This window comes from Nocardia sp. BMG111209 (assembly GCF_000381925.1).
GTDB lineage: Bacteria > Actinomycetota > Actinomycetes > Mycobacteriales > Mycobacteriaceae > Nocardia.
This window is the reverse complement of the sequence record NZ_KB907307.1, coordinates 4,484,490-4,503,056: the sequence shown is the minus strand read 5'-3', so window position 1 is coordinate 4,503,056 and position 18,567 is coordinate 4,484,490. Positions and strand designations below refer to the sequence as shown.

At 71.2% G+C, this 18,567-nt stretch carries 15 protein-coding genes; 9 read left to right on the top strand and 6 right to left on the bottom strand.

All coding sequences use genetic code 11. The features are described 5' to 3' along the window. Positions 1–17 precede the first annotated feature (17 nt). Together G361_RS0120885 and G361_RS0120880 are read left to right on the top strand one after the other, a co-directional pair. On the top strand, positions 18–9,332 hold the full coding sequence (locus G361_RS0120885) for a type I polyketide synthase (RefSeq protein ID WP_019929056.1): 9,315 nt from the start codon (positions 18–20) through the stop codon (positions 9,330–9,332). Positions 9,333–9,470: 138 nt separating this feature from the next. Beyond that, positions 9,471–9,893, top strand: coding sequence for a holo-ACP synthase (locus G361_RS0120880; RefSeq protein WP_019929055.1), 423 nt, complete (start codon positions 9,471–9,473; stop codon positions 9,891–9,893). Between the two features lie 47 nt (positions 9,894–9,940). On the opposite strand, the gene G361_RS0120875 is transcribed toward G361_RS0120880, so the two are convergent. Beyond that, a complete protein-coding gene (locus G361_RS0120875; protein ID WP_231387047.1) occupies positions 9,941–10,567 on the bottom strand; it encodes a TetR/AcrR family transcriptional regulator in 627 nt (208 codons plus the stop codon). 233 nt (positions 10,568–10,800) lie between these two features. Here G361_RS0120875 and G361_RS0120870 point away from each other — a divergent pair, with 233 nt between their 5' ends. Next, a complete protein-coding gene (locus G361_RS0120870) occupies positions 10,801–12,165 on the top strand; it encodes a hypothetical protein (RefSeq protein ID WP_020647645.1) in 1,365 nt (454 codons plus the stop codon). 60 nt (positions 12,166–12,225) lie between these two features. Here the strand turns inward: G361_RS0120870 and bcp are convergent, their stop codons facing one another. Continuing rightward, on the bottom strand, positions 12,226–12,699 hold the full coding sequence (gene bcp / locus G361_RS0120865; RefSeq protein ID WP_019929053.1) for a thioredoxin-dependent thiol peroxidase: 474 nt from the start codon (positions 12,697–12,699) through the stop codon (positions 12,226–12,228). Positions 12,700–12,821: 122 nt separating this feature from the next. Here bcp and G361_RS0120860 point away from each other — a divergent pair, with 122 nt between their 5' ends. Then, complete coding sequence (locus tag G361_RS0120860) at positions 12,822–13,046, top strand: DUF3618 domain-containing protein (protein ID WP_019929052.1); 225 nt, start codon at positions 12,822–12,824, stop codon at positions 13,044–13,046. Positions 13,047–13,125: 79 nt separating this feature from the next. Here G361_RS0120860 and G361_RS0120855 read toward each other — a convergent pair whose 3' ends face one another. Beyond that, a complete protein-coding gene (locus G361_RS0120855; RefSeq protein ID WP_019929051.1) occupies positions 13,126–13,437 on the bottom strand; it encodes an excalibur calcium-binding domain-containing protein in 312 nt (103 codons plus the stop codon). Positions 13,438–13,622: 185 nt separating this feature from the next. Beyond that, complete coding sequence (locus G361_RS0120850; RefSeq protein ID WP_019929050.1) at positions 13,623–14,600, bottom strand: pirin family protein; 978 nt, start codon at positions 14,598–14,600, stop codon at positions 13,623–13,625. Positions 14,601–14,659: 59 nt separating this feature from the next. On the opposite strand from G361_RS0120850, the gene G361_RS0120845 reads away from it, so the two are divergent. After that, on the top strand, positions 14,660–15,130 hold the full coding sequence (locus tag G361_RS0120845) for a MarR family winged helix-turn-helix transcriptional regulator (protein ID WP_019929049.1): 471 nt from the start codon (positions 14,660–14,662) through the stop codon (positions 15,128–15,130). A 70-nt stretch (positions 15,131–15,200) separates the two neighbouring features. On the opposite strand, the gene G361_RS0120840 is transcribed toward G361_RS0120845, so the two are convergent. Beyond that, the gene (locus G361_RS0120840; protein ID WP_036495293.1) at positions 15,201–15,539 is read right to left on the bottom strand and encodes a hypothetical protein; all 339 of its coding nucleotides are present in this window, start codon (positions 15,537–15,539) and stop codon (positions 15,201–15,203) included. Between the two features lie 70 nt (positions 15,540–15,609). Further along, positions 15,610–16,056 (bottom strand): MarR family winged helix-turn-helix transcriptional regulator, encoded by a 447-nt coding sequence (locus G361_RS0120835; protein ID WP_036494188.1) that lies wholly within the window; start codon positions 16,054–16,056, stop codon positions 15,610–15,612. Between the two features lie 79 nt (positions 16,057–16,135). On the opposite strand from G361_RS0120835, the gene G361_RS0120830 reads away from it, so the two are divergent. The 4 genes from G361_RS0120830 to G361_RS0120815 all read left to right on the top strand — a co-directional run bounded on the left by G361_RS0120830 (position 16,136) and on the right by G361_RS0120815 (position 18,556). Beyond that, complete coding sequence (locus G361_RS0120830; RefSeq protein WP_019929046.1) at positions 16,136–16,510, top strand: cupin domain-containing protein; 375 nt, start codon at positions 16,136–16,138, stop codon at positions 16,508–16,510. Positions 16,511–16,593: 83 nt separating this feature from the next. After that, complete coding sequence (locus G361_RS0120825) at positions 16,594–17,187, top strand: RNA polymerase sigma factor (protein ID WP_019929045.1); 594 nt, start codon at positions 16,594–16,596, stop codon at positions 17,185–17,187. A 79-nt stretch (positions 17,188–17,266) separates the two neighbouring features. After that, a complete protein-coding gene (locus G361_RS0120820; protein ID WP_019929044.1) occupies positions 17,267–17,965 on the top strand; it encodes a Rieske (2Fe-2S) protein in 699 nt (232 codons plus the stop codon). A 90-nt stretch (positions 17,966–18,055) separates the two neighbouring features. Beyond that, positions 18,056–18,556, top strand: a complete 501-nt coding sequence (locus G361_RS0120815) for a cupredoxin family copper-binding protein (protein WP_052172691.1) — start codon at positions 18,056–18,058, stop codon at positions 18,554–18,556. The last annotated feature ends 11 nt before the right edge of the window (positions 18,557–18,567 follow it).

The following is an 18,567-nucleotide window of genomic DNA, read 5'->3' as shown; positions in this document are numbered from 1 at the left end:
GAAGGAAGTCGAACGTCTTGACGATCAACGAGAGCGCCGGAACGAACGCGAAGGTGGCCCGGGGAGCCGGGCAGAGCTCGAACTCGGGAATCAAGTCGTCATTGCTGGACCGCCTGCTGGCCGGCGAGACCTATGCTCTCGCCTTCGGTGGGCAGGGGGCGCAGTGGCTGCGGGAACTCGAGGAGATCGGGCGCGACAGCGCGCTGGAACCCGAGCTGACCGCACTGGTGAACGACGCCGCGGCCCTGCTGGAGCCGGTCGCCGACCAGTTGCTGGTGGTCCGGCCCGTGGGGTTCGACCCGGTGGCCTGGATGCTGGAGGACGAGATCGCGGACACGGACGCCGGTGAGGTGTCCGCCGCCCCCTCCGAGCAGGTGCTGCGGTCGGCCGCTATCTCCATGCCGGGTGTCTTCCTGACCCAGGTCGCCGCGCTGCGGGCGCTGCGCCTGCAGGGGCTGGATCCGGCGCAGCACGCGCCGGTCGCCATCATCGGGCATTCGCAGGGTCTGCTGGCCGCCGCGGCCGCCGAGGCCAACGGGGAGCGCGATGTCGAGATGCTCGCGCTGGCCCAGCTGGTCGGCGCCTCCGCCTCGCTGGTGGCGCGCCGGCGGGGGCTGATCCCCGTCGGGGACAAGTCGTCGATGGTGGCGGTGTCCAATGTCGATCCCGAGCAGTTGCGCGCGGTCGTCGCCGAGGTGTCCGCGGGTGCCGATCCGCAGGCCGCCGCGGTGGTGTCGATCCGCAACGGGCGGCGGCGGGTCGTGTTGTCCGGCACGGTCGCTCAGCTGGAGCGGGTGCGGCAGCGGTGCGCCGAGATCAACGCCGAGCAGACCCGGGACCGTGAGGCCAAGAAGCGCGGTGGCGCGGTCTTCGCGCCGGTGTTCGAGGACGTCGAGGTCGAGGTCGCCTTCCATCACCCCGCGCTCGCGGAGACCGTGGACCTGGTCGCCGGCTGGGCCCGGCAGTGCGGACTGGACGAGGAGCTCGCGGCGGCGCTGGCCAAGGCGATTCTGGTGGATCCGGTCGACTGGGTCGCCATCGTCGAGGAGACCATCGCCTCGGGGGCGCACTGGATCCTGGACCTCGGTCCCAGCGATCTGCTGAGCCGGCTCACCTCCGGCTCGCTGAAGGGCTCGGGCGTGGGTGTGGTCGCGGCCGCGACCCGGCCGGGGCAGCGCAGCCTGTTCACGCCGGGCGCCGCGCCCGAGGTGGCCGCGCCCTGGGCGTCGTTCGCGCCGCAGCCGATCCGGCTGCCGAACGGACGGGTGGTCGTCGAGACCGCGTTCACCCGGCTCACCGGACGTTCCCCGATCCTGCTGGCGGGTATGACCCCGACCACCGTCGACGCGAAAATCGTTGCCGCCGCGGCGAATGCGGGCCACTGGGCCGAGCTCGCCGGTGGCGGTCAGGTGACCGAGCCGATCTTCGCCGATCGGGTCGCCGAGCTGAAGACGCTGCTGCACCCGGGTCGCGCGGTGCAGTTCAACTCGCTGTTCCTCGATCCCTACCTGTGGAAGTTGCAGCTGGGCGGGAAGCGGCTGGTGCAGAAGGCCCGCGCCGCGGGTGCGCCGCTGGACGGCGTCATCGTCACCGCCGGTATCCCGGAGCTGGACGAGGCCGTCGCGCTGATCGAGGAGCTGTCCGAGGTCGGCATCGCGCACGTGGCGTTCAAGCCGGGCACCGTCGCCCAGATCCGGGCCGTGCTGCGCATCGCGGACGCGGTGCCGGACTACCCGGTGATCATGCACATCGAGGGCGGCCGGGCCGGCGGGCACCACTCCTGGGAAGACCTGGACGACCTGCTGCTCGAGACCTACGCCGAGCTGCGCAACCGCGGCAACGTGGTGGTCTGCGTCGGCGGCGGTATCGGTACGCCGGAGCGCGCGACCGACTACCTGACCGGTACCTGGTCCACCGTGCACGGATATCCGGAGATGCCGCTGGACGGCGTACTCGTCGGCACCGCGGCGATGGCGACCCTGGAGGCCACCACCGCTCCCGAGGTCAAGCAGCTGCTGGTCGACACGCCCGGCACCCCGGACTGGGTCGGTGCGGGCACCGCCTCGGCGGGTATGGCCTCCGGACGCAGCCAGCTCGGCGCCGACATCCACGAGATCGACAACGCCGCCTCGCGGACCGGCCGGCTGCTGGACGAGGTCGCGGGCGACGGTGAGGCGGTCGCCGCCCGTCGCGACGAGATCATCGCGGCGCTGAACGGCACGGCCAAGCCGTACTTCGGCGATGTCGCCACCATGACCTACCGGCAGTGGCTGGACCGCTACGTGGAACTGGCCGCCTACCTGCCGCATCAGCAGCCGCGCAGCGCGGACTTCGGCAGCGACATCGGCGAGGCCATCGCCGACGCCACCCGCTCGGTATGGCTCGACATCACCTGGCGGGACCGGTTCGCGGAGATGGTGCGGCGCACCGAATCCCGTCTGAACCCGGCCGACCACGGCGAGATCGCCAGCCTGTTCACCGAGGACGGCTCCTTCGAGGAGCCGGTCGAGGTGCTCGCCACGCTGGCCGAGCGCTACCCGAGTGTCGCCGACACCGTGCTGCACCCGGCCGATGTGCCGTTCTTCGTCTCGCTGTGCAAGATCCCGGGCAAGCCGGTCAACTTCGTGCCGGTCGTCGACGGCGACGTCCGCCGCTGGTGGCGGTCGGATTCGCTGTGGCAGGCGCACGATCCGCGCTACGCCGCCGACGGGGTGTGCATCATCCCGGGCACCGTCGCGGTCGCCGGGATCACCCGCGTCGACGAGCCGGTCGGCGAGCTGCTGGACCGGTTCGAGCAGAGCACCGCCTACACGCTGATCCGCGGCGGGGTCACCCCGACCGCCGTCGACGGCCGTCGCCGCGCCGAGGTCACCCACGGCGCGCTGGATGTCGTGCTGGCCGCCCCGGACGTGCAGTGGGCCGGGCGCACCACCCTCAACCCGATCCACCGCCTCGGCGACCTGGATCGCTGGATCACCGACGAGAAGGGCGCGATCCACCCGCCGACCGGCGCCACCCTGGCGCCGACCACCGGTCCCGACACCGACAACGCCTACGTCGAGCTGACCGTGCCGCTGGCCGCCCGCGACGCGGTGCGGATCCGGATCACCGTGCCCGCCTCGGTGTACAACGGCGGCGCCCCGGTGATCACCGAGGCCGACGCCGACGCCGCGATGTCGGCGCTGCTGGCCGTCGCGGCCGGCCGCGAACTGCCGGAGATCAAGGACGTCAACGGGACTCCGGTCGCGCACGTCAACCTGGCCTGGACCCCGGATCTGATCGCCGACCACGCCGGTGTCACCGGTTCGGGTCTGCCCGCCGGGCTCAGCACCATCGGCCGGACCGTGCCGGACGTGCTGGTCGGCGCCTGCTGGCCCGCCGTGTTCGCGGTGCTCGGCGCGACCCGCACCGACGGTGACCACAGCGTCATCGAGGGCATGCTGGACCTGGTCCACCTGGACCACCGCATCGAGCTGCTCGCCGAATTGCCTTCCGAGCCCGCGGTTCTCGCGGTCCGCGCCGAATCGGCCGGGGCCACCGACACCGATCTGGGCCGGGTCGTCGAGGTGCGGGTCAGCGTCGGCGCGCTGCGCGATCAGGGCCTGGAGGCCACGCCGGTCGCGAACCTGGTGGAGCGCTTCGCCATTCGTGGTCGCAACGGCGCGGGCGAGCTGGCCGATCCGGCGCGGGCCGCCGGGACCGTGTCCGAGGCCGCCGTCGACACCCCGCGCCGGCGCCGCCGCGACGTGGTGCTGTCCGCGCCGCGGGCGATGGCCGCCTTCGCCGCGGTCTCCGGTGACCACAACCCCATCCACACCAGCGATTCCGCCGCCAAGCTGGCCGGTCTGGGCAGCCCGATCGTGCACGGCATGTGGCTGTCGGCCGCCGCGCAGCACGCGGTCTCGGCGGTGGATCCCTCGGCCGCGCTGCCGCCGCGCACCGTGACCGCCTGGACCACCCGCTTCCTCGGCATGGTCCGGCCGGGTGCGCAGATCGACGTCCGCGTCGAGCGCGTCGCCGTCGACACCGGCACCGAGATCGTCGAGGTGTCCTGCCGCACCGGCGGTGATCTGGTGATGACCGCGACCGGGCGACTGGCCGCGCCGAAGACCGTCTACGCCTTCCCGGGCCAGGGCATCCAGACCAAGGGCATGGGCCTCGACGCCCGCTCCCGGTCCAAGGCCGCCAAGGAGGTCTGGGACCGCGCCGACAAGCACACCCGCGAGGCGCTGGGCTTCTCCATCCTCGCCGTGGTGCGCGACAACCCGACCTATCTGCGGGCCCGCGGCGTCGAGTACCGCCACCCGCAGGGCGTCCTGCACCTGACCCAGTTCACCCAGGTCGCGATGGCCACCCTGGGCGTCGCCCAGGTCGCCGAGCTGCGCGAGGCGGGCGCCTTCGTCGAGGGCGCGATGCTGGCCGGCCACTCGGTCGGCGAGTACAACGCGCTGGCCGCCGTCGCCGGAGTGCTGCCGCTGGAGGCGGTGCTGGAGGTGGTGTTCCAGCGCGGATCCGCGATGCACGAGCTGGTGCCGCGGGATGCCCAGGGCCGCAGCGACTATCGGATGGCCGCCATCCGCCCGTCGCAGGTCGGCCTGCCCGACGCCGAGGTCGTGGACTTCGTCGCCGGTGTCGGCGCCGCGGCCGGCGAATTCCTCGAGGTCGTGAACCTGAACCTGCGCGGCTCGCAGTACGCGATCGCCGGCACGGTCGCCGGGCTCGAGGCGCTGGAGGACGAGATCGAGCGTCGCCGTGCGGAATTCGGCGGTAAGCGGGCCTTCGTCCTGGTGCCCGGCATCGACGTGCCGTTCCACTCGACCGTGCTGCGCGAGGGCGTGCCGGAGTTCCGGACCAAGCTCGAGGAGCTGCTGCCGCAGGACGTGCATCCGGAAATCCTTGCCGGACGCTACATTCCGAACCTGGTGCCGCGGCCGTTCTCGCTGGAGCGCGAATTCATCTCGGAGATCGCCGATTACGTGCCGTCGCAGCCGCTGCGCGATGTGCTGGCCGACTGGGACTCCTGGACCGCGCGCCCGACCGAGCTGTGCCGCGTGGTGCTGATCGAGCTGCTGGCCTGGCAGTTCGCCAGCCCGGTGCGCTGGATCGAGACCCAGGACCTGCTGTTCGGTGACCTCGGTGTCGAGCGGTTCGTCGAAATCGGTTTGGCCGCAACGCCGACCGTGGCGAACCTGGCCTCCAACACGCTGAAGCTGCCGCAGTTCGCGACCGCCCGCGTCGAGGTGCTCAACATCGAGCGCGAGGCCGGTGTGGTGTTCTCCACCGACACCGATCCCGCGCCGGTCGACGAGCCGGAAGAGGTTGTGGCCGAGGCTGCTTCGGCGCCGGCCGCCACCGCTGCACCGGTCGCCGCCCCGGCCCCGGTCGCCTCCGGCGGCCCGCGTCCCGACGACATCCCGTTCACCGCGGCCGATGCTACCCGGGTGCTGATCGCGCTGTGGACGAAGCTGCGGCCGGATCAGATCGGCCCGGTGGACACCATCGAGGGCCTGTGCGACGGCGTCTCCTCGCGCCGCAACCAGCTGCTGGTCGACCTCGGTTCCGAACTGTCGCTGGGTGCCATCGACGGCGCCGCCGACGCCGATATGGGTGCACTGGCGGCCACCGTGCAGCGCCTGGCCCGCACCTACAAGCCGTTCGGCTCGGTGCTGTCCGACGCGATCGGCGACCACCTGCGCAAGGTGTTCGGTCCGTCCGGTAAGCGGCCGGCCGCGATCACCGATCGGGTCAAGAAGGTCTGGCAGCTCGGCGACGGCTGGGCCCACCACGTGACCGCCGAGGTCTCGCTCGGCACCCGCGAGGGCGCCAGCGTCCGCGGCGGCGATCTGGGCGGCCTGGTGTCCGGTGCGCTGGGCGACGGCGGGGCCGTCGACGCCGCGATCGACGCCGCCGTGCAGGCGGTCGCCGCGCGGCGCGGCATCAGCGTGGCGCTGCCCGCGGCCGGCGGTGGCGGCGGCGCCACCGTGGACGCCGCGGCGCTGGGCGAGTTCACCGAGCAGATCACCGGCCGGGACGGCGTGCTCGCCACCGCGGCCCGGGTGGTGCTCGAGCAGCTCGGCCTGACCGATCAGGTCTCCGCGCCGGAGGCCACCGAAGACTCGCTGGTCGATCTGGTCTCGGCCGAACTCGGCAGCGACTGGCCGCGACTGGTCGCCCCCGTCTTCGACGCCAAGAAGGCCGTGCTGATCGACGATCGTTGGGCCACCGCCCGCGAGGATCTGGCCCGGCTGTGGCTCGGCGACGACGCGGAGATCTCCGACGCCGCCGTGGACGGCTTCCTCGGCTCGGGTGAAGCCGTTGCGGCACAGGCGAGTTGGTGGCGTGAGCGCGCGATGGGCGAGGCCCGTTCGGTCCTCGCCGGCACCTACGAGCGGATCGCCGCGGCGGCGGTCGAGACCGCGCAGCCCGGTGTCTGGTCGTCCGAGGTGGCCGTGGTCACCGGCGCCAGCAAGGGTTCCATCGCGGCGGCGGTCACCGGGCGGCTGCTCGGCGGCGGCGCCACCGTGGTGGTCACCACCTCCAAGCTGGACGACGCGCGGCTGGCCTTCTACAAGCAGCTGTACCGCGACTACGCCCGCCACGGCGCGGCGCTGTGGGTGCTGCCCGCGAACATGGCCTCCTATCAGGACATCGACACGCTGATCGACTGGGTCGGCAGCGAGCAGTCCGACAATGCCGGTGGCGCGAAGGTGCTGGTGAAGTCCGCGCTGCAGCCGACGCTGCTGCTCCCGTTCGCCGCCCCTCGGGTGGCGGGCGACCTCTCCGACGCCGGCGCTCGCGCCGAGATGGAGATGCGGGTGCTGCTGTGGTCGGTGGAGCGCCTGATCGGCGGCCTGTCGAAGATCGGCGCCGACCACGATGTCGACGCGAAACTGCATGTGGTGCTTCCGGGTTCGCCGAACCGCGGCATGTTCGGCGGCGACGGCGCCTACGGCGAGGCCAAGGCCGCGCTGGACGCGGTGGTCGGCAAGTGGCGGGTCGAGCGGGCCTGGTCGCAGCGGGTCACGTTGGTACACGCGCTGATCGGCTGGGTGCGCGGCACCCATCTGATGGGCGGTAACGACCCGCTGGTCGGCGCGGTCGAGAAGGCCGGCGTGCACACCTGGTCGACCGGCGAGATGGCCGACGAGCTGCTGAAGTGGGCCGGCGAGCGGGCCCGGCGGGTCACCGCCGACGGACCGCAGACCATCGACCTCACCGGCGGCCTCGCCAACGTCAAGCTGGATCTGCCCGAACTGGCCAAGCAGCGCGAGACCGAGTCCGGCGAGGACGAACTCGTGGTGCAGGAGAACCGGACCATCCCGGCGCTGCCGGCCCCGCCGACCCAGTCGTCGGCTCTGCCGGTGCCGCAATGGGGTTCGGTCACCGCCGATCTCACCGATATGGTCGTGATCGTCGGCGCCGGCGAGCTGGGCCCGTGGGGTTCGGCGCGTACCCGCTTCGAATTCGAGGTCGAGGACCGGCTGACCGCCGCGGGTGTGCTCGAACTGGCCTGGACCACCGGCCTGGTCGTCTGGGAGAACGAGCCCAAGGCCGGCTGGTACGACGTCGCCTCCGGCGATTACGTCGACGAGTCCGAGCTCGTGGACCGCTACCACGACATCGTGGTCGAGCGGTGCGGCGTGCGCCGCTACGTGAACGACGGCGCCATGATCGAGAACGCGGCTCCGCTGCTCACCTCGGTATTCCTCGACAAGGACCTGTCCTTCGTGGTCACCAGCGAGGCGGAGGCGCGGTCCTTCGAGGCCGCCGATCCGGAGCACACCGTGGTCGCGCCGGTCGCCGATTCGGGCGACTGGCAGGTGACCCGCAAGGCGGGCACCGAGATCCGGGTGCCGCGCCGGGCGAAGCTGTCTCGGACCGTCGGCGGCCAGATCCCCACCGGCTGGGATCCGACCAAGTACGGCATCTCCGCCGATATGGCGGGCTCGATCGACCGGGTCGCGCTGTGGAACATCGTCTGCACCGTGGACGCGTTCCTCTCCTCGGGCTTCACCCCGGCCGAGCTGATGAGCTGGGTGCATCCGGCGCTGGTCGCCAACACCCAGGGCACCGGCATGGGCGGTATGTCCTCGATGCGCTCGCTGTACATCGACAACCTGCTCGGTGAGCCGCGGGCGAACGACATCCTGCAGGAGGCGCTGCCGAACGTGGCGCTGGCGCACGTGGTGCAGTCCTATGTGGGCAGCTACGGCGGCATGATCCACCCGGTCGCGGCCTGCGCGACCGCGGCGGTGTCGGTCGAGGAGGGTGTGGACAAGATCCGCCTCGGCAAGGCCGATGTGGTGGTGGCCGGCGGCTACGACGACCTCGGCATCGAGGGCATCGTCGGCTTCGGTGACATGTCCGCGACCGCCGACTCGGCGGTGATGAGCGCCAAGGGCATCAGCGACCGGTACTTCTCCCGGGCCAACGACCGCCGTCGTGGCGGCTTCGTCGAATCCCAGGGCGGCGGAACGATTCTGCTGGCCCGCGGCGACGTGGCGGTGGCGGCCGGGCTGCCGGTGCTCGGTGTGGTGGCCTACGCGCAGTCCTTCGCCGACGGCGTGCACACCTCGATCCCGGCTCCGGGCCTCGGCGCGCTGAGCGCCGGGCGCGGTGGTGCGGAGTCCCGCCTGGCGGCCGCGCTGCGGAAGCTGGGTGTGTCGCCCGACGAGATCGCGGTGGTGTCCAAGCACGACACCTCCACGGCGGCCAACGATCCCAACGAGTCGGAGCTGCACGAGCGGCTGGCCGGCGTGCTGGGCCGGTCGGAAGGCGCCCCGCTGTTCGTGATCTCGCAGAAGTCGCTGACCGGGCATGCCAAGGGTGGTGCGGCGGCCTTCCAGCTGATCGGCCTGTGCCAGGTGCTGGAACAGGGCGTCGTCCCGCCCAACCGCAGCCTGGACTGCGTCGACGAGAAGATGCAGCAGTACCCGCATCTGGTGTGGCCGCGGCAGCCGCTGCGGTTCGGGGATCGGTTCGCGCTCAAGGCCGGTCTGGTCACCTCGCTCGGCTTCGGGCACGTGTCCGGCCTGCTGGCGGTCGTGCACCCGCAGGCGTTCATCGAGGCCATCGCCCCGGAGCAGCGCGAGGAGTACCTGCGCCGCGCCGAACAGCGGCAGCTGAGCGGACGGCAGCGGTTCGCCGAGGCCATGTGCGGCGGCGCCCCGCTGTACGAGCGGCCGGCCGATCGCCGCTTCGGTGGCGACGGCACCCCGTCGGCGAAGATGCGCCAGCTGGAGGCCGATGTGCTGCTGTCCGACCAGGCACGGCTGAGCAGCGACGGGGTGTACATTCCGACCGGGTGCACCACCACGCCGTCCGCGAAGTAACTCCGTACTGCGACAAGCGAAATCGTCGCGACAGCGCGACCGGTGCCCCCGCACCGGTCGCGCTGGTATGTTGCTGCCTGGTATGCCCAAGTGCGCGAATCAAGTTCGCCGCCCGAACGACGAGGAGCATCCACCGCTGTGACCATTCTCGGTATCGGCCTGGACCTGGTGACCATCTCCGAGTTCACCGAACAGATCGAACGCACCGGAACCACCATGCTGCGGGAGAGTTTCACCGCCGGTGAGCGTCGCTACTGCGAGGGCCGGGCCACCGACCGCGCCCGCAGCTACGCCGCTCGCTGGGCCGCCAAGGAGGCGGTGCTGAAGGCCTGGGCCTCTTCGCGTTTCGCCCGCAGCCCGCAGATCGGCGACAATCCGTATCCGCTGATCGAGGTCGTCAACGACGCCTGGGGCCGGCCCAGTATCAAATTGCACGGTCTCGCCGCGGAATTCCTGCCGCGCGTCCGAGTTCACCTGTCGCTCACCCACGATGGGGACACCGCCGCCGCGATGGTGGTGCTGGAGGATCCGGGCGAACTCGCCGACCTCATCGAGGGCTGACGGCCGGCGCGATTCGGTTGCCCGCGGCGGCAACCGAATTCGCGTGCTCAGTCCTGGCGCTGGCCGCCCATGCGCGATTCCTTCTCCGCGACCAGCAGATACGCGACCATCAGCCGCTTGAGCTCGGCGACGGCGTCCTCGTGGCTCTGGCCGTCCTGCACCGAGAAGTTCAGCATCGAATAGACCACGTGCACCAGCACCTGCGCCATCATCGAGCGCCGGCCGCGGGGGGTGCGCGGCATCAGCGGGCGCAGCATCTGCGCCACCACTTCGGCGAACTCGTTCAGATGCAGTGCGCCCGTGGCCCGGGTCGACGGGGTGGACTGCATGGCCAGCCACACCTCGCGCCGCGACGGATCGGTCAGCCACAGCCCGGCGAGATGATCCACGAGTTTGTTCATGTGCCGCAGCCAGTCCATGGACGGCACTTCACCGTGGAATTCCGACAACTCCTGGGTGACGGCCACCAGATCCTGGCGGTTGAGTTCGCAGACGATCACGTACTTGTTGGCGAAGAACTGATACAGCGTGCCGATCGGCACTTCGGCACGGGCGGCGACTTCCTCGCAGGTGAACGACTCGAATCCGACCTCGACCAGCAATTCCCGGGACGCCTGGAGCAGGGCGTCGAACTTGCGCTTGCTGCGTTCCTGGGTGGGACGGCGACGCGGCATCAACTCCTGCGGATCGTCCTGCAACTCCACTGCGGGGTCCGGACGCCTTTTCTGCTTCGTCGCCGCGTGCACTTCCACCACATTCACCAGGCTAGCGGTAGCGACACACGGATGACACGCGCCGGTGCCGGTGCTATTCCGTTTCGTGCCCGCTCATAGCCCATCCGGACCGTTCTCGGTGACGAACCCCTAGCGAATTTTCCTCGGAATCCACCTTGCGGAAGGCATTTGTTGTGGCTGTATCCGTGTTGACATTCGGCGTTTCCACCGAACGCGGCACCGTCCACGCGGTGGCCCTGACCTGCCCGGTCGGCCGCGACGGTGACGGGCCGGGCAAATTGCCCGACCGGGTGGTGGTGCATCGCACCCGGACCTTCGACGAGCCCGCGGAGCTCGGCCCGCTGGTCTCGGAGCTACTGGACGAACTGGCCGCCGACGTGGGCCCCGGCCCGCGGATCGCCGGTACGGCCGTCGCCTACCGCGATCCCGCGCAGCGGCGCGCGATCGTCACCGGCCTTGCGGACGGACCGTGGCGCGACGCGTCCCTGGTGTCGACCAAGTCCGCGCATCTGGGACTGGCCCGCGCGCTGGTCTGGGCCGGCGATTTCGAGCATCTGATGATCTGCGAGATGTCGCCGGGCTATCAGGTGTTCACCGTCGCCTCGCCGGATCGCGACCGGGTCCTGGCGACGATCGGCGCCGCCTGCCCGGTGGTGACCGAGGCGGCGCTGCGGCCGGTGGTGATCGCGGCCCGCGATCAGCTGGAGGAAGCGGGCCTGTGGCCGGACGTGGTGATGCTGGTCGGGTCGGCCGCGCCCGAACCGGAGGTCGCGGCGGCGCTGAACGCCGGATTCTCCGCTCCCGTGATCCGGTCCCGGATGGCCGCGAGCGCGGCGGCGATCGGCGCCGCGCTGGTGGTGGAACCGGAACCGGTCGCGACGGCCGAGCCGGGCGAGCGCGGCCGGATGTCGCGCGGCAGCACGATGTTGTTCGCGGCGGCCAGCGTGCTGGCCGGTGGTCTGGTCGCCGGCGGCGTCTACGAGATGTCCGCGACGACGCACGGGACCGCGAAACCGTCCTCGGCCGATCCCCAGGTGGCCGCGGAGACGCATCACGTACCGCATCAGGCACCGGAACCGGAACAGCCGCCGGAGATGCGCCAGGACGGCGATCAGAACGCCCCTACGGCGGTTCCGGCACCCGGCGCGGCCACCGACCCGGCGATCGGCGCCGGCGACACCGGAACGATCACCGTGGACACCTCGGCGCTGACCTGGACCGCGGGCCACGGCACCACCGCCGCCCCGGCCGCCGGATGGCCGAAACGGCTGCAGCGGGATCCGGTCGGCGCGGACGCCGTCACGAGCGCTCCGGGCGGCGCGAACACCGCGGACGCGATGGTCCCGATCCCCACGATCGAGGCCGATGCCCCCGACGTCGGCGATGTCCCCGACGCCCCCGTCGGCTCGTCGCACGCGCTGCTGTTCCCCGGCGAGGCCCCGCCCCCGACGGTGGACGACCCGGAATTCGGCCACTGGCTGGACAACCACTGGCGGTTGACGATGCAGTCGGTGATCGCCTCGATGCCGCGCACCTGACACCCGCCCGGAACACCAGGCCCGCAGTCATACGGCTGCGGGCCTTTCCGTGCGCGCTTCCTACACCGACAGGTCGCGGCGCAGCTTCGCGACGTGTCCGGTGGCCCGCACGTTGTACTGGGCCAGGGCGATCTTGCCCTCCTCGTCGACGAGGAAGGTGGAGCGGATCACGCCGGTGACGGTCTTGCCGTACATGGTCTTCTCACCGAAGGCGCCCCACGCGGTGAGCACCGCGCGATCCGGATCCGACAGCAGCGGGAACGTGAGTTGTTCCGCGTCACGGAATTTGGCGAGCTTGGCGGGCTTGTCGGGCGAGATGCCGACGACATCGATACCCGCGCCCTCGAGTTCGGCGAGACTGTCGCGGAAGTCGCAGGCCTGCTTGGTGCAGCCGGGGGTGCTCGCGGCCGGGTAGAAATACACGATCACCTTGCGGCCGCGATAATCGGCCAGCGACACCGGTTTCCCGTCGGCGTCGGGCAGGGTGAACGCGGGGGCGGTGTCACCGGTAGTCAGGCGGTGGTTCTCGGTCATGCCTGAGCACGGTAGCCGACGGCTGTGACATCCACGCAGGCCCGCCACGACACCCCGGGGTGCGGATGCGCGCGGTTAGACTCGCGTGTCGACGGCAGCAAACGAGTACAACAGGAGACGACGTGGCGAGGGATACCGAGAGTATCGAGCGGGAGATCGAAGCCGCACGCAACCGGCTGGCGAACACACTCGACGAGCTCGCGGTGCGCGCCGACCCGCAGCGGATCGCCGACAACACCAAGAAGGCGATCTTCGCGAAACTGAACCAGCCGCAGGTGAAGTACAGCCTGATCGGCGCCGGCGCGCTGGTCGTGCTGGTGACCGCGGTTCGGATCTTCCGGCGCTGACCGCAGCCGTCGCGAAAGACGGAACACCCGGTGCGGAAATCCGCACCGGGTGTTCTCGTTCCGGCGGCCGTGCGATGAATCAGGCGGTCGGGCAGGCCATTCCGGTACCGTCGGGGTCCAGGTGCGGGGAGTACCCGGGCTCGCCGCGGAACAGCGGCGCCCGCCCGGCCGCGCGGGCCTCGTCGCAATTCTTGAACGTGCCACCCGCCGAGCCGGTCTGGGTGAGACCGGACGAGCCGGTCGAACCGATGAGATCATCGATGCCGGACGAGCCGGTGCCCGCGGACCCGGTGATGATGTCATCCGCCAGGGCGGTCGGGGCGGTGAATGCGAGCGGGGCTGCGAGGGTGATCAGTCCCGCGCCGGTCACGATGAGCCTGCGAACGTTCATGTATTCCTCGATGTGGTGCGGTAGGTACGGGCGAGTCGACCGGCGCTCCCCGTTGCGCCCGCCGCCTCGGAGCTGACTGGGTCCGGTGACTGCTGGACAGCGGCCCGGCCGCGAGCCGCCGAGTCCACCCTTCTGATGGGCCGCGTCGTTGTCAACTCGGCGTCCGGAAGGCGCTTACCGGCGGGTCACTCGCCGAGGCGGTGGGTCGCGAGGTGCTCGGCGGGGATCGTACCCATCCGCCCGGCCTCGAAATCGGCTACGGCCTCGATGATCTCCTGCCGCGTGTTCATCACGAACGGCCCGTACTGCACCACCGGTTCCCGGATCGGCTCGCCGCCGAGCAGCAGCACCTCGAAGTTGCCGGTCGGGGTGTCCTGCCGCGCGTCCGCGGTCACCGTGAGCGCGTCACCGTGGCCGAGGACGGCCAGTTGCCCGGCGGTGATCGGCCGGCCCTCGGCCCCGGCCGTGCCGCTGCCGGACAATACGTAGACCATCGCCGAGAAGTGCTGCGGCCAGAGCATTTCCAGTCGCGCACCCGGGCCGATCGAGGCGTGTGCGTAGGCGATCGGCGTGTAGGTCGACCCCGGTCCCTCGAATCCGTCGACGGTGCCCGCGATGACGCGGACCAGCGCGCCGCCGTCGTGCGAGCTGACCAGGGTGAGTTCGCTCGCGCGCAGGTCCTGGTAGCGCGGCGGGGCCATCTTGAGCGCGCGCGGCAGGTTCACCCACAGCTGGATGCCGTGGAAGGTGCCGCCGGAGATCACCAGCGGCTCGTCCGGCAGTTCGTCGTGCAGGATGCCGGATCCGGCGGTCATCCACTGGGTGTCGCCCTCGCCGATGACGCCACCGCCGCCGTTGGAGTCGTGATGGACCATCGTCCCGTCGAGCATGTAGGTGACGGTCTCGAAGCCGCGGTGCGGATGCCAGGGTGCCCCCTTGGCCTCGTAGGGCTGATAGGCGACCGGGCCCATCTGGTCGAGCAGGATGAACGGATCGGCCGAGCGCAGTTCCGGGCCGGGGAACGGCCGGGTGACCCGGAATCCGGCCCCCTCGCGCTGGGTGTGCCCGGTGACCACGGCACGCACCGGCCGCTGCCGCTGGGTTTCGGCGGGACGGGACAGCCGCGGCAGCACCAGGATGTCGTCGACGGTGACAGCGGGCATGTGAACCTCCTCGAACAGTTGGTGTCCATGTCAACCAAAAGCTGATTAGGATCATTCCCATGGTGCGATGGCTGACCGCGGCGGAACAGACGACCTGGTCGGCGTACATCCGGATGCGGCAGCGGCTGGAGGCCGCGATGGCGGCCGGTCTCGCTCGGGACGGCCTGTCGATGCCGGACTACGAGATCATGGTCGCGCTGTCCGACCGAGCGCTGGCTCCCGACGGCCGGATGCGGGCCCGCGACCTGGCCGCGGAGATCTGCTGGGACAAGAGCCGGTTGTCGAAACACCTGGCCCGCATGGACACTCGCGGCCTGATCGAGCGTGCCCCCGCCGACGACGACGCGCGCGGCATCTCGGTCTGCCTCACCGAGCGCGGGCGCGAGGCGTTGCAGCGGGCCGCCCCCAACCATGTCGAACTGGTCCGGCAGCTGTTCGTGGACGACCTGACCGCCGACGAGTCGACGCTGTTGCGCACCCTGTCCGACCGGGTCGCCACCGCCGCGGAGGAACTGGCCGACCTGGACTGAGCCCGCGGGCCGCCGGTGCCCCGGCGGCAGTCGGCCCGGCGCCCGGTGGCGCGATCATGGCTGCCGCCGGTCAGGATTCGGCGGTCCACGGGCGGACCGGTGGTTTCACCCAGAGGATCTTCTCGTCGGAGTGCTCGCGCCGGGCGGCGGGATGCTGCGGATTGCGGGCGGCCCAGGCGTCCTTCTCGTTCAGCAGGTCGGCGACCAGGGTCCAGGTTTCGTCGGTGCTGGGCGGGTTGATCCCGGCGGCGCGGGCGAGTTTGCGGCGGGCGGGGTCGGGCAGTTCGAGCAGTTCGACGCCGGAGATGTCGCGCTGCCAGACGTAACCGGCCAGCCGGCGCGCCTTCTCGGCCCGTTCCTTCGAGGCGTGCCCGGTGTGGGCCCAGTCGGTGTTGTCCCGGTCGGTCATGGCGAAGGTCATCCTGGGCGGCGGGTGCGGGGGATCGGCGAGGCCGGTGGGCTCGAGCGTAGTGGTCCGCTCACCAGGCGGCCGGCCGGACCCGGCCCGGCCGGACCACCCGGGCCAGCCGGTCGCGGGTCTCGGCGACGGCGGGTCCGCCGAGGACGGCCGCCCAGCGGGCCGCGAAGGCGTCCGCGGCGGCCTCGGCCGCGCGCGTGACGGCCCAGCCGCGGTCGGTCAGGGTGATCAGCCGGGCGCGGGCATCGCGCGGATGCGGGTTGCGCGTCGCGTAGCCCTTGGTCACGAGTTCCTCGACCAGCTGGCTGGCCGCCTGTTTGGTGACGCCGAGGTGGTCGGCGATCTCGCCGACGGTCGCGCCGTCGGGGGCCATCCGCACGAAGACGAATCCGTGGGTGGGCCGCAGGTCGGTGAACCCGGCCGCCGTCACCCCGGCATGGATGGCGTCGGTGACCTCCGCGGCCGCCGCCAGCAGGATCAACGGGAGGTCGGAGGCGGGTGCGGGCATGGATATATGGTGGCACTTGACAGGTTGGTCAAGTGGATTGACTATATAGACAAGCTACTTGTCTATCTGAGGAGTCCCGATGCCCGTCGTCCGTGCCGCCGACGCCGAGGTCCACACCATGCACAACGCCACCTTCACTTCCTATGTCCGCCCGAGTACCGGAAGCACGGAGATCTGCCTGTGGCGGTTGGAGGTCGGGCCCGGCACCACCGGCCAGGGCCACCGCATCCTGCGGGAGGAGGTGTTCCTGATGCTGTCCGGCGCCGCCGAACTCACCGTCGGCGACGAGACCACCACGCTGATCGGGGGAGATGCGGCCGTTGTGCCCGCGGGATCGCTGCTGCGCATCGATAATCCGGGTACGACGCCGGCGGCGTTCGCGGTGGTGGTGCCGGTCGGGTTCAGTGCCGAACTGGCGGACGGAACCCCGATCACCCCACGCTGGGTGAACTGAACCGCTCCGCCCCGCGTAACCCTCCGCACTATCTACTCATGGGCGTACCGAGGCGCCCGCTGACCGCAGTGGAGGGGCGGCACATGGCCGGACTACCTGGCCCCGGACATCGGGCCGCGCGGCCGCGCGCGCCCGAACTGCGACTGGTACCCGCCGACGGCTATGCCGACTGGGATTCGGTCTACCGGGACAACGTGTCCTGGGTCTACGGCCTCCTGTTCGGCAAGGTCGGCAACCGGCCGGACGCCGAGGACCTGACCGCCGAGGTGTTCACCACGGCCCTGCCGCCCCTGCGGCTCGACGCGACGGTCCCGGAGGTACGCGCCTATCTCCGGGCGACCGCCCGGACCGTGCTCGCGACCTACTGGAAGATCCGGCTGGGCCGCGAGATCACCACGATCGATCCCGACGACATCGATTCCGGCGCACTGGGTTCCGGCACACACGCGGCCGAACCGCTGCCGGAACCCGAGAGCGGCGTCGCGGAACGCCGGGCCCGCGCGGTGCTCGACCGGCTACCACCGAGATACCGGCGCATACTGGAACTCCGTTTCCTCCAGGGCCTGTCGGTACGCGACGCCGCGGCGGAACTGGAGGTCACGGTCGCCAACGCGAAGGTGTTGCAACACCGGGCACTACAGATGGCGGCCCGAGCGGACGAGGAGGACCCGACATGATCACGGCATCTCCCGAACGCATCGCGGCGCCCGCGCGGGTGCCGACTCTCCCCGGCGCGATCCGGGACGGGGTGATGTCGTGAGCGACAAGGATGTCGAGCGGTACGTCGAGGATCTGCTCGCGGGCCGTCGGCCGCGGCCGTGGCAGCCGACCGACGACGAGGCGGAGCAGTTGCGCACCGCGATCACGATGCGCGCGGGGCGTCCCGGCGGCGATGTGCCCACCGAGGAGTTCCGCACCGATCTGCGCCGCCGGCTGGCCGCCGAACTGGGCGAGCCCGGCGCCGACGCGCCACCGGTGGCCAAGGGCGACAACCCGACTCGCCGCCGGTGGTTGATCGGCACCTCGGCCGCTGCGGTCGCCGCCGCGGCCGCGGGGGTCGGCGCGGTCGCCGAGCACGCCGTCACCGGCGGTGGCGCGCCCGCGGCACAGCCCGAGCCGGCCCTCGTGCCGACCGAGGGCGAATGGCACACCGTGGCCGCATCGGCGGATCTGACCGACGGCGGCACGATCTCCTTCGACACCGGCTCGGTGCGCGGATTCGTCTGCCGCCGTGGCGATATCGTGTACGCCCTGTCCGGTATCTGCACCCACCAGGGTTGTGCCCTGTGGCTGGACGCACCGCTGTTGCGCTGCCCCTGCCACCGCACCGCCTTCGATACGGCGGGGCAGGTGGTCACCCATCAGCTGCCGCAGCAGCCGGCCCCGCTGCCCCGGCTGCAGGTGCGCGAGAAGGACGGCACGATAGCGGTTTTCGTACCGGCCCGGCCGGCCTGAACCGATCGTGTAACCCCATCCGCTATCTCCTCACGACGGCAGCGCACCACCCGGTGATCATCGAATGCCGTTGCCCATCAAGGAGAGCGAATGAGACCCGCTACCGCACCGTGGCGCGCCCTGAGCGGCGCGCTGGCCGCGGCCGCCTGTGCCGTCGCCGTGACAGCCTGCGGCACAACGACTTCGACGACGACACCGGCGGCCCCGACGCCGGTGTTCGCATCCGGTTCGGAAACCCCGGGCTTCCCCGCACACGGCACCGCGATGCCGAACATGCCCGGGATGTCGATGCCGCCCGCCACCGCGGCGGCGTCGGCCCCGGCGTCGGCCCCGGCCCCCGGTGGCCCGGCGGTCACCATCGACAACTTCGCCTTCGCCCCGGCCACCCTCACGGTCCGGGTCGGCAGCACGGTCACCTGGACCAACCACGACGAGGAGCCGCACACCGTGGTCAGTGGCGACGGCACCCTGCACTCGCCCGGAATGGGTACCGGCGCAACGTATTCCTTCACCTTCACCAAGGCGGGCACGGTGGACTACGTGTGCTCGATCCATCCGTTCATGCACGGCACCGTGGTGGTGACGCCGTGAACGGGCCGGAG

What these genes read in the sequence shown, in the direction of transcription:
- G361_RS0120875 (WP_231387047.1), bottom strand. Translation starts at nt 10,567, where the DNA reads ATGCCGCGTCGCCGTCCCACCCAGGAACGCAGCAAGCGCAAGTTCGAC.
- bcp (WP_019929053.1), bottom strand. Translation starts at nt 12,699, where the DNA reads ATGACCGAGAACCACCGCCTGACTACCGGTGACACCGCCCCCGCGTTC.
- G361_RS0120855 (WP_019929051.1), bottom strand. Translation starts at nt 13,437, where the DNA reads ATGAACGTTCGCAGGCTCATCGTGACCGGCGCGGGACTGATCACCCTC.
- G361_RS0120850 (WP_019929050.1), bottom strand. Translation starts at nt 14,600, where the DNA reads ATGCCCGCTGTCACCGTCGACGACATCCTGGTGCTGCCGCGGCTGTCC.
- G361_RS0120845 (WP_019929049.1), top strand. Translation starts at nt 14,660, where the DNA reads ATGGTGCGATGGCTGACCGCGGCGGAACAGACGACCTGGTCGGCGTAC.
- G361_RS0120840 (WP_036495293.1), bottom strand. Translation starts at nt 15,539, where the DNA reads ATGACCGACCGGGACAACACCGACTGGGCCCACACCGGGCACGCCTCG.
- G361_RS0120835 (WP_036494188.1), bottom strand. Translation starts at nt 16,056, where the DNA reads ATGCCCGCACCCGCCTCCGACCTCCCGTTGATCCTGCTGGCGGCGGCC.
- G361_RS0120830 (WP_019929046.1), top strand. Translation starts at nt 16,136, where the DNA reads ATGCCCGTCGTCCGTGCCGCCGACGCCGAGGTCCACACCATGCACAAC.
- G361_RS0120825 (WP_019929045.1), top strand. Translation starts at nt 16,594, where the DNA reads ATGGCCGGACTACCTGGCCCCGGACATCGGGCCGCGCGGCCGCGCGCG.
- G361_RS0120815 (WP_052172691.1), top strand. Translation starts at nt 18,056, where the DNA reads ATGAGACCCGCTACCGCACCGTGGCGCGCCCTGAGCGGCGCGCTGGCC.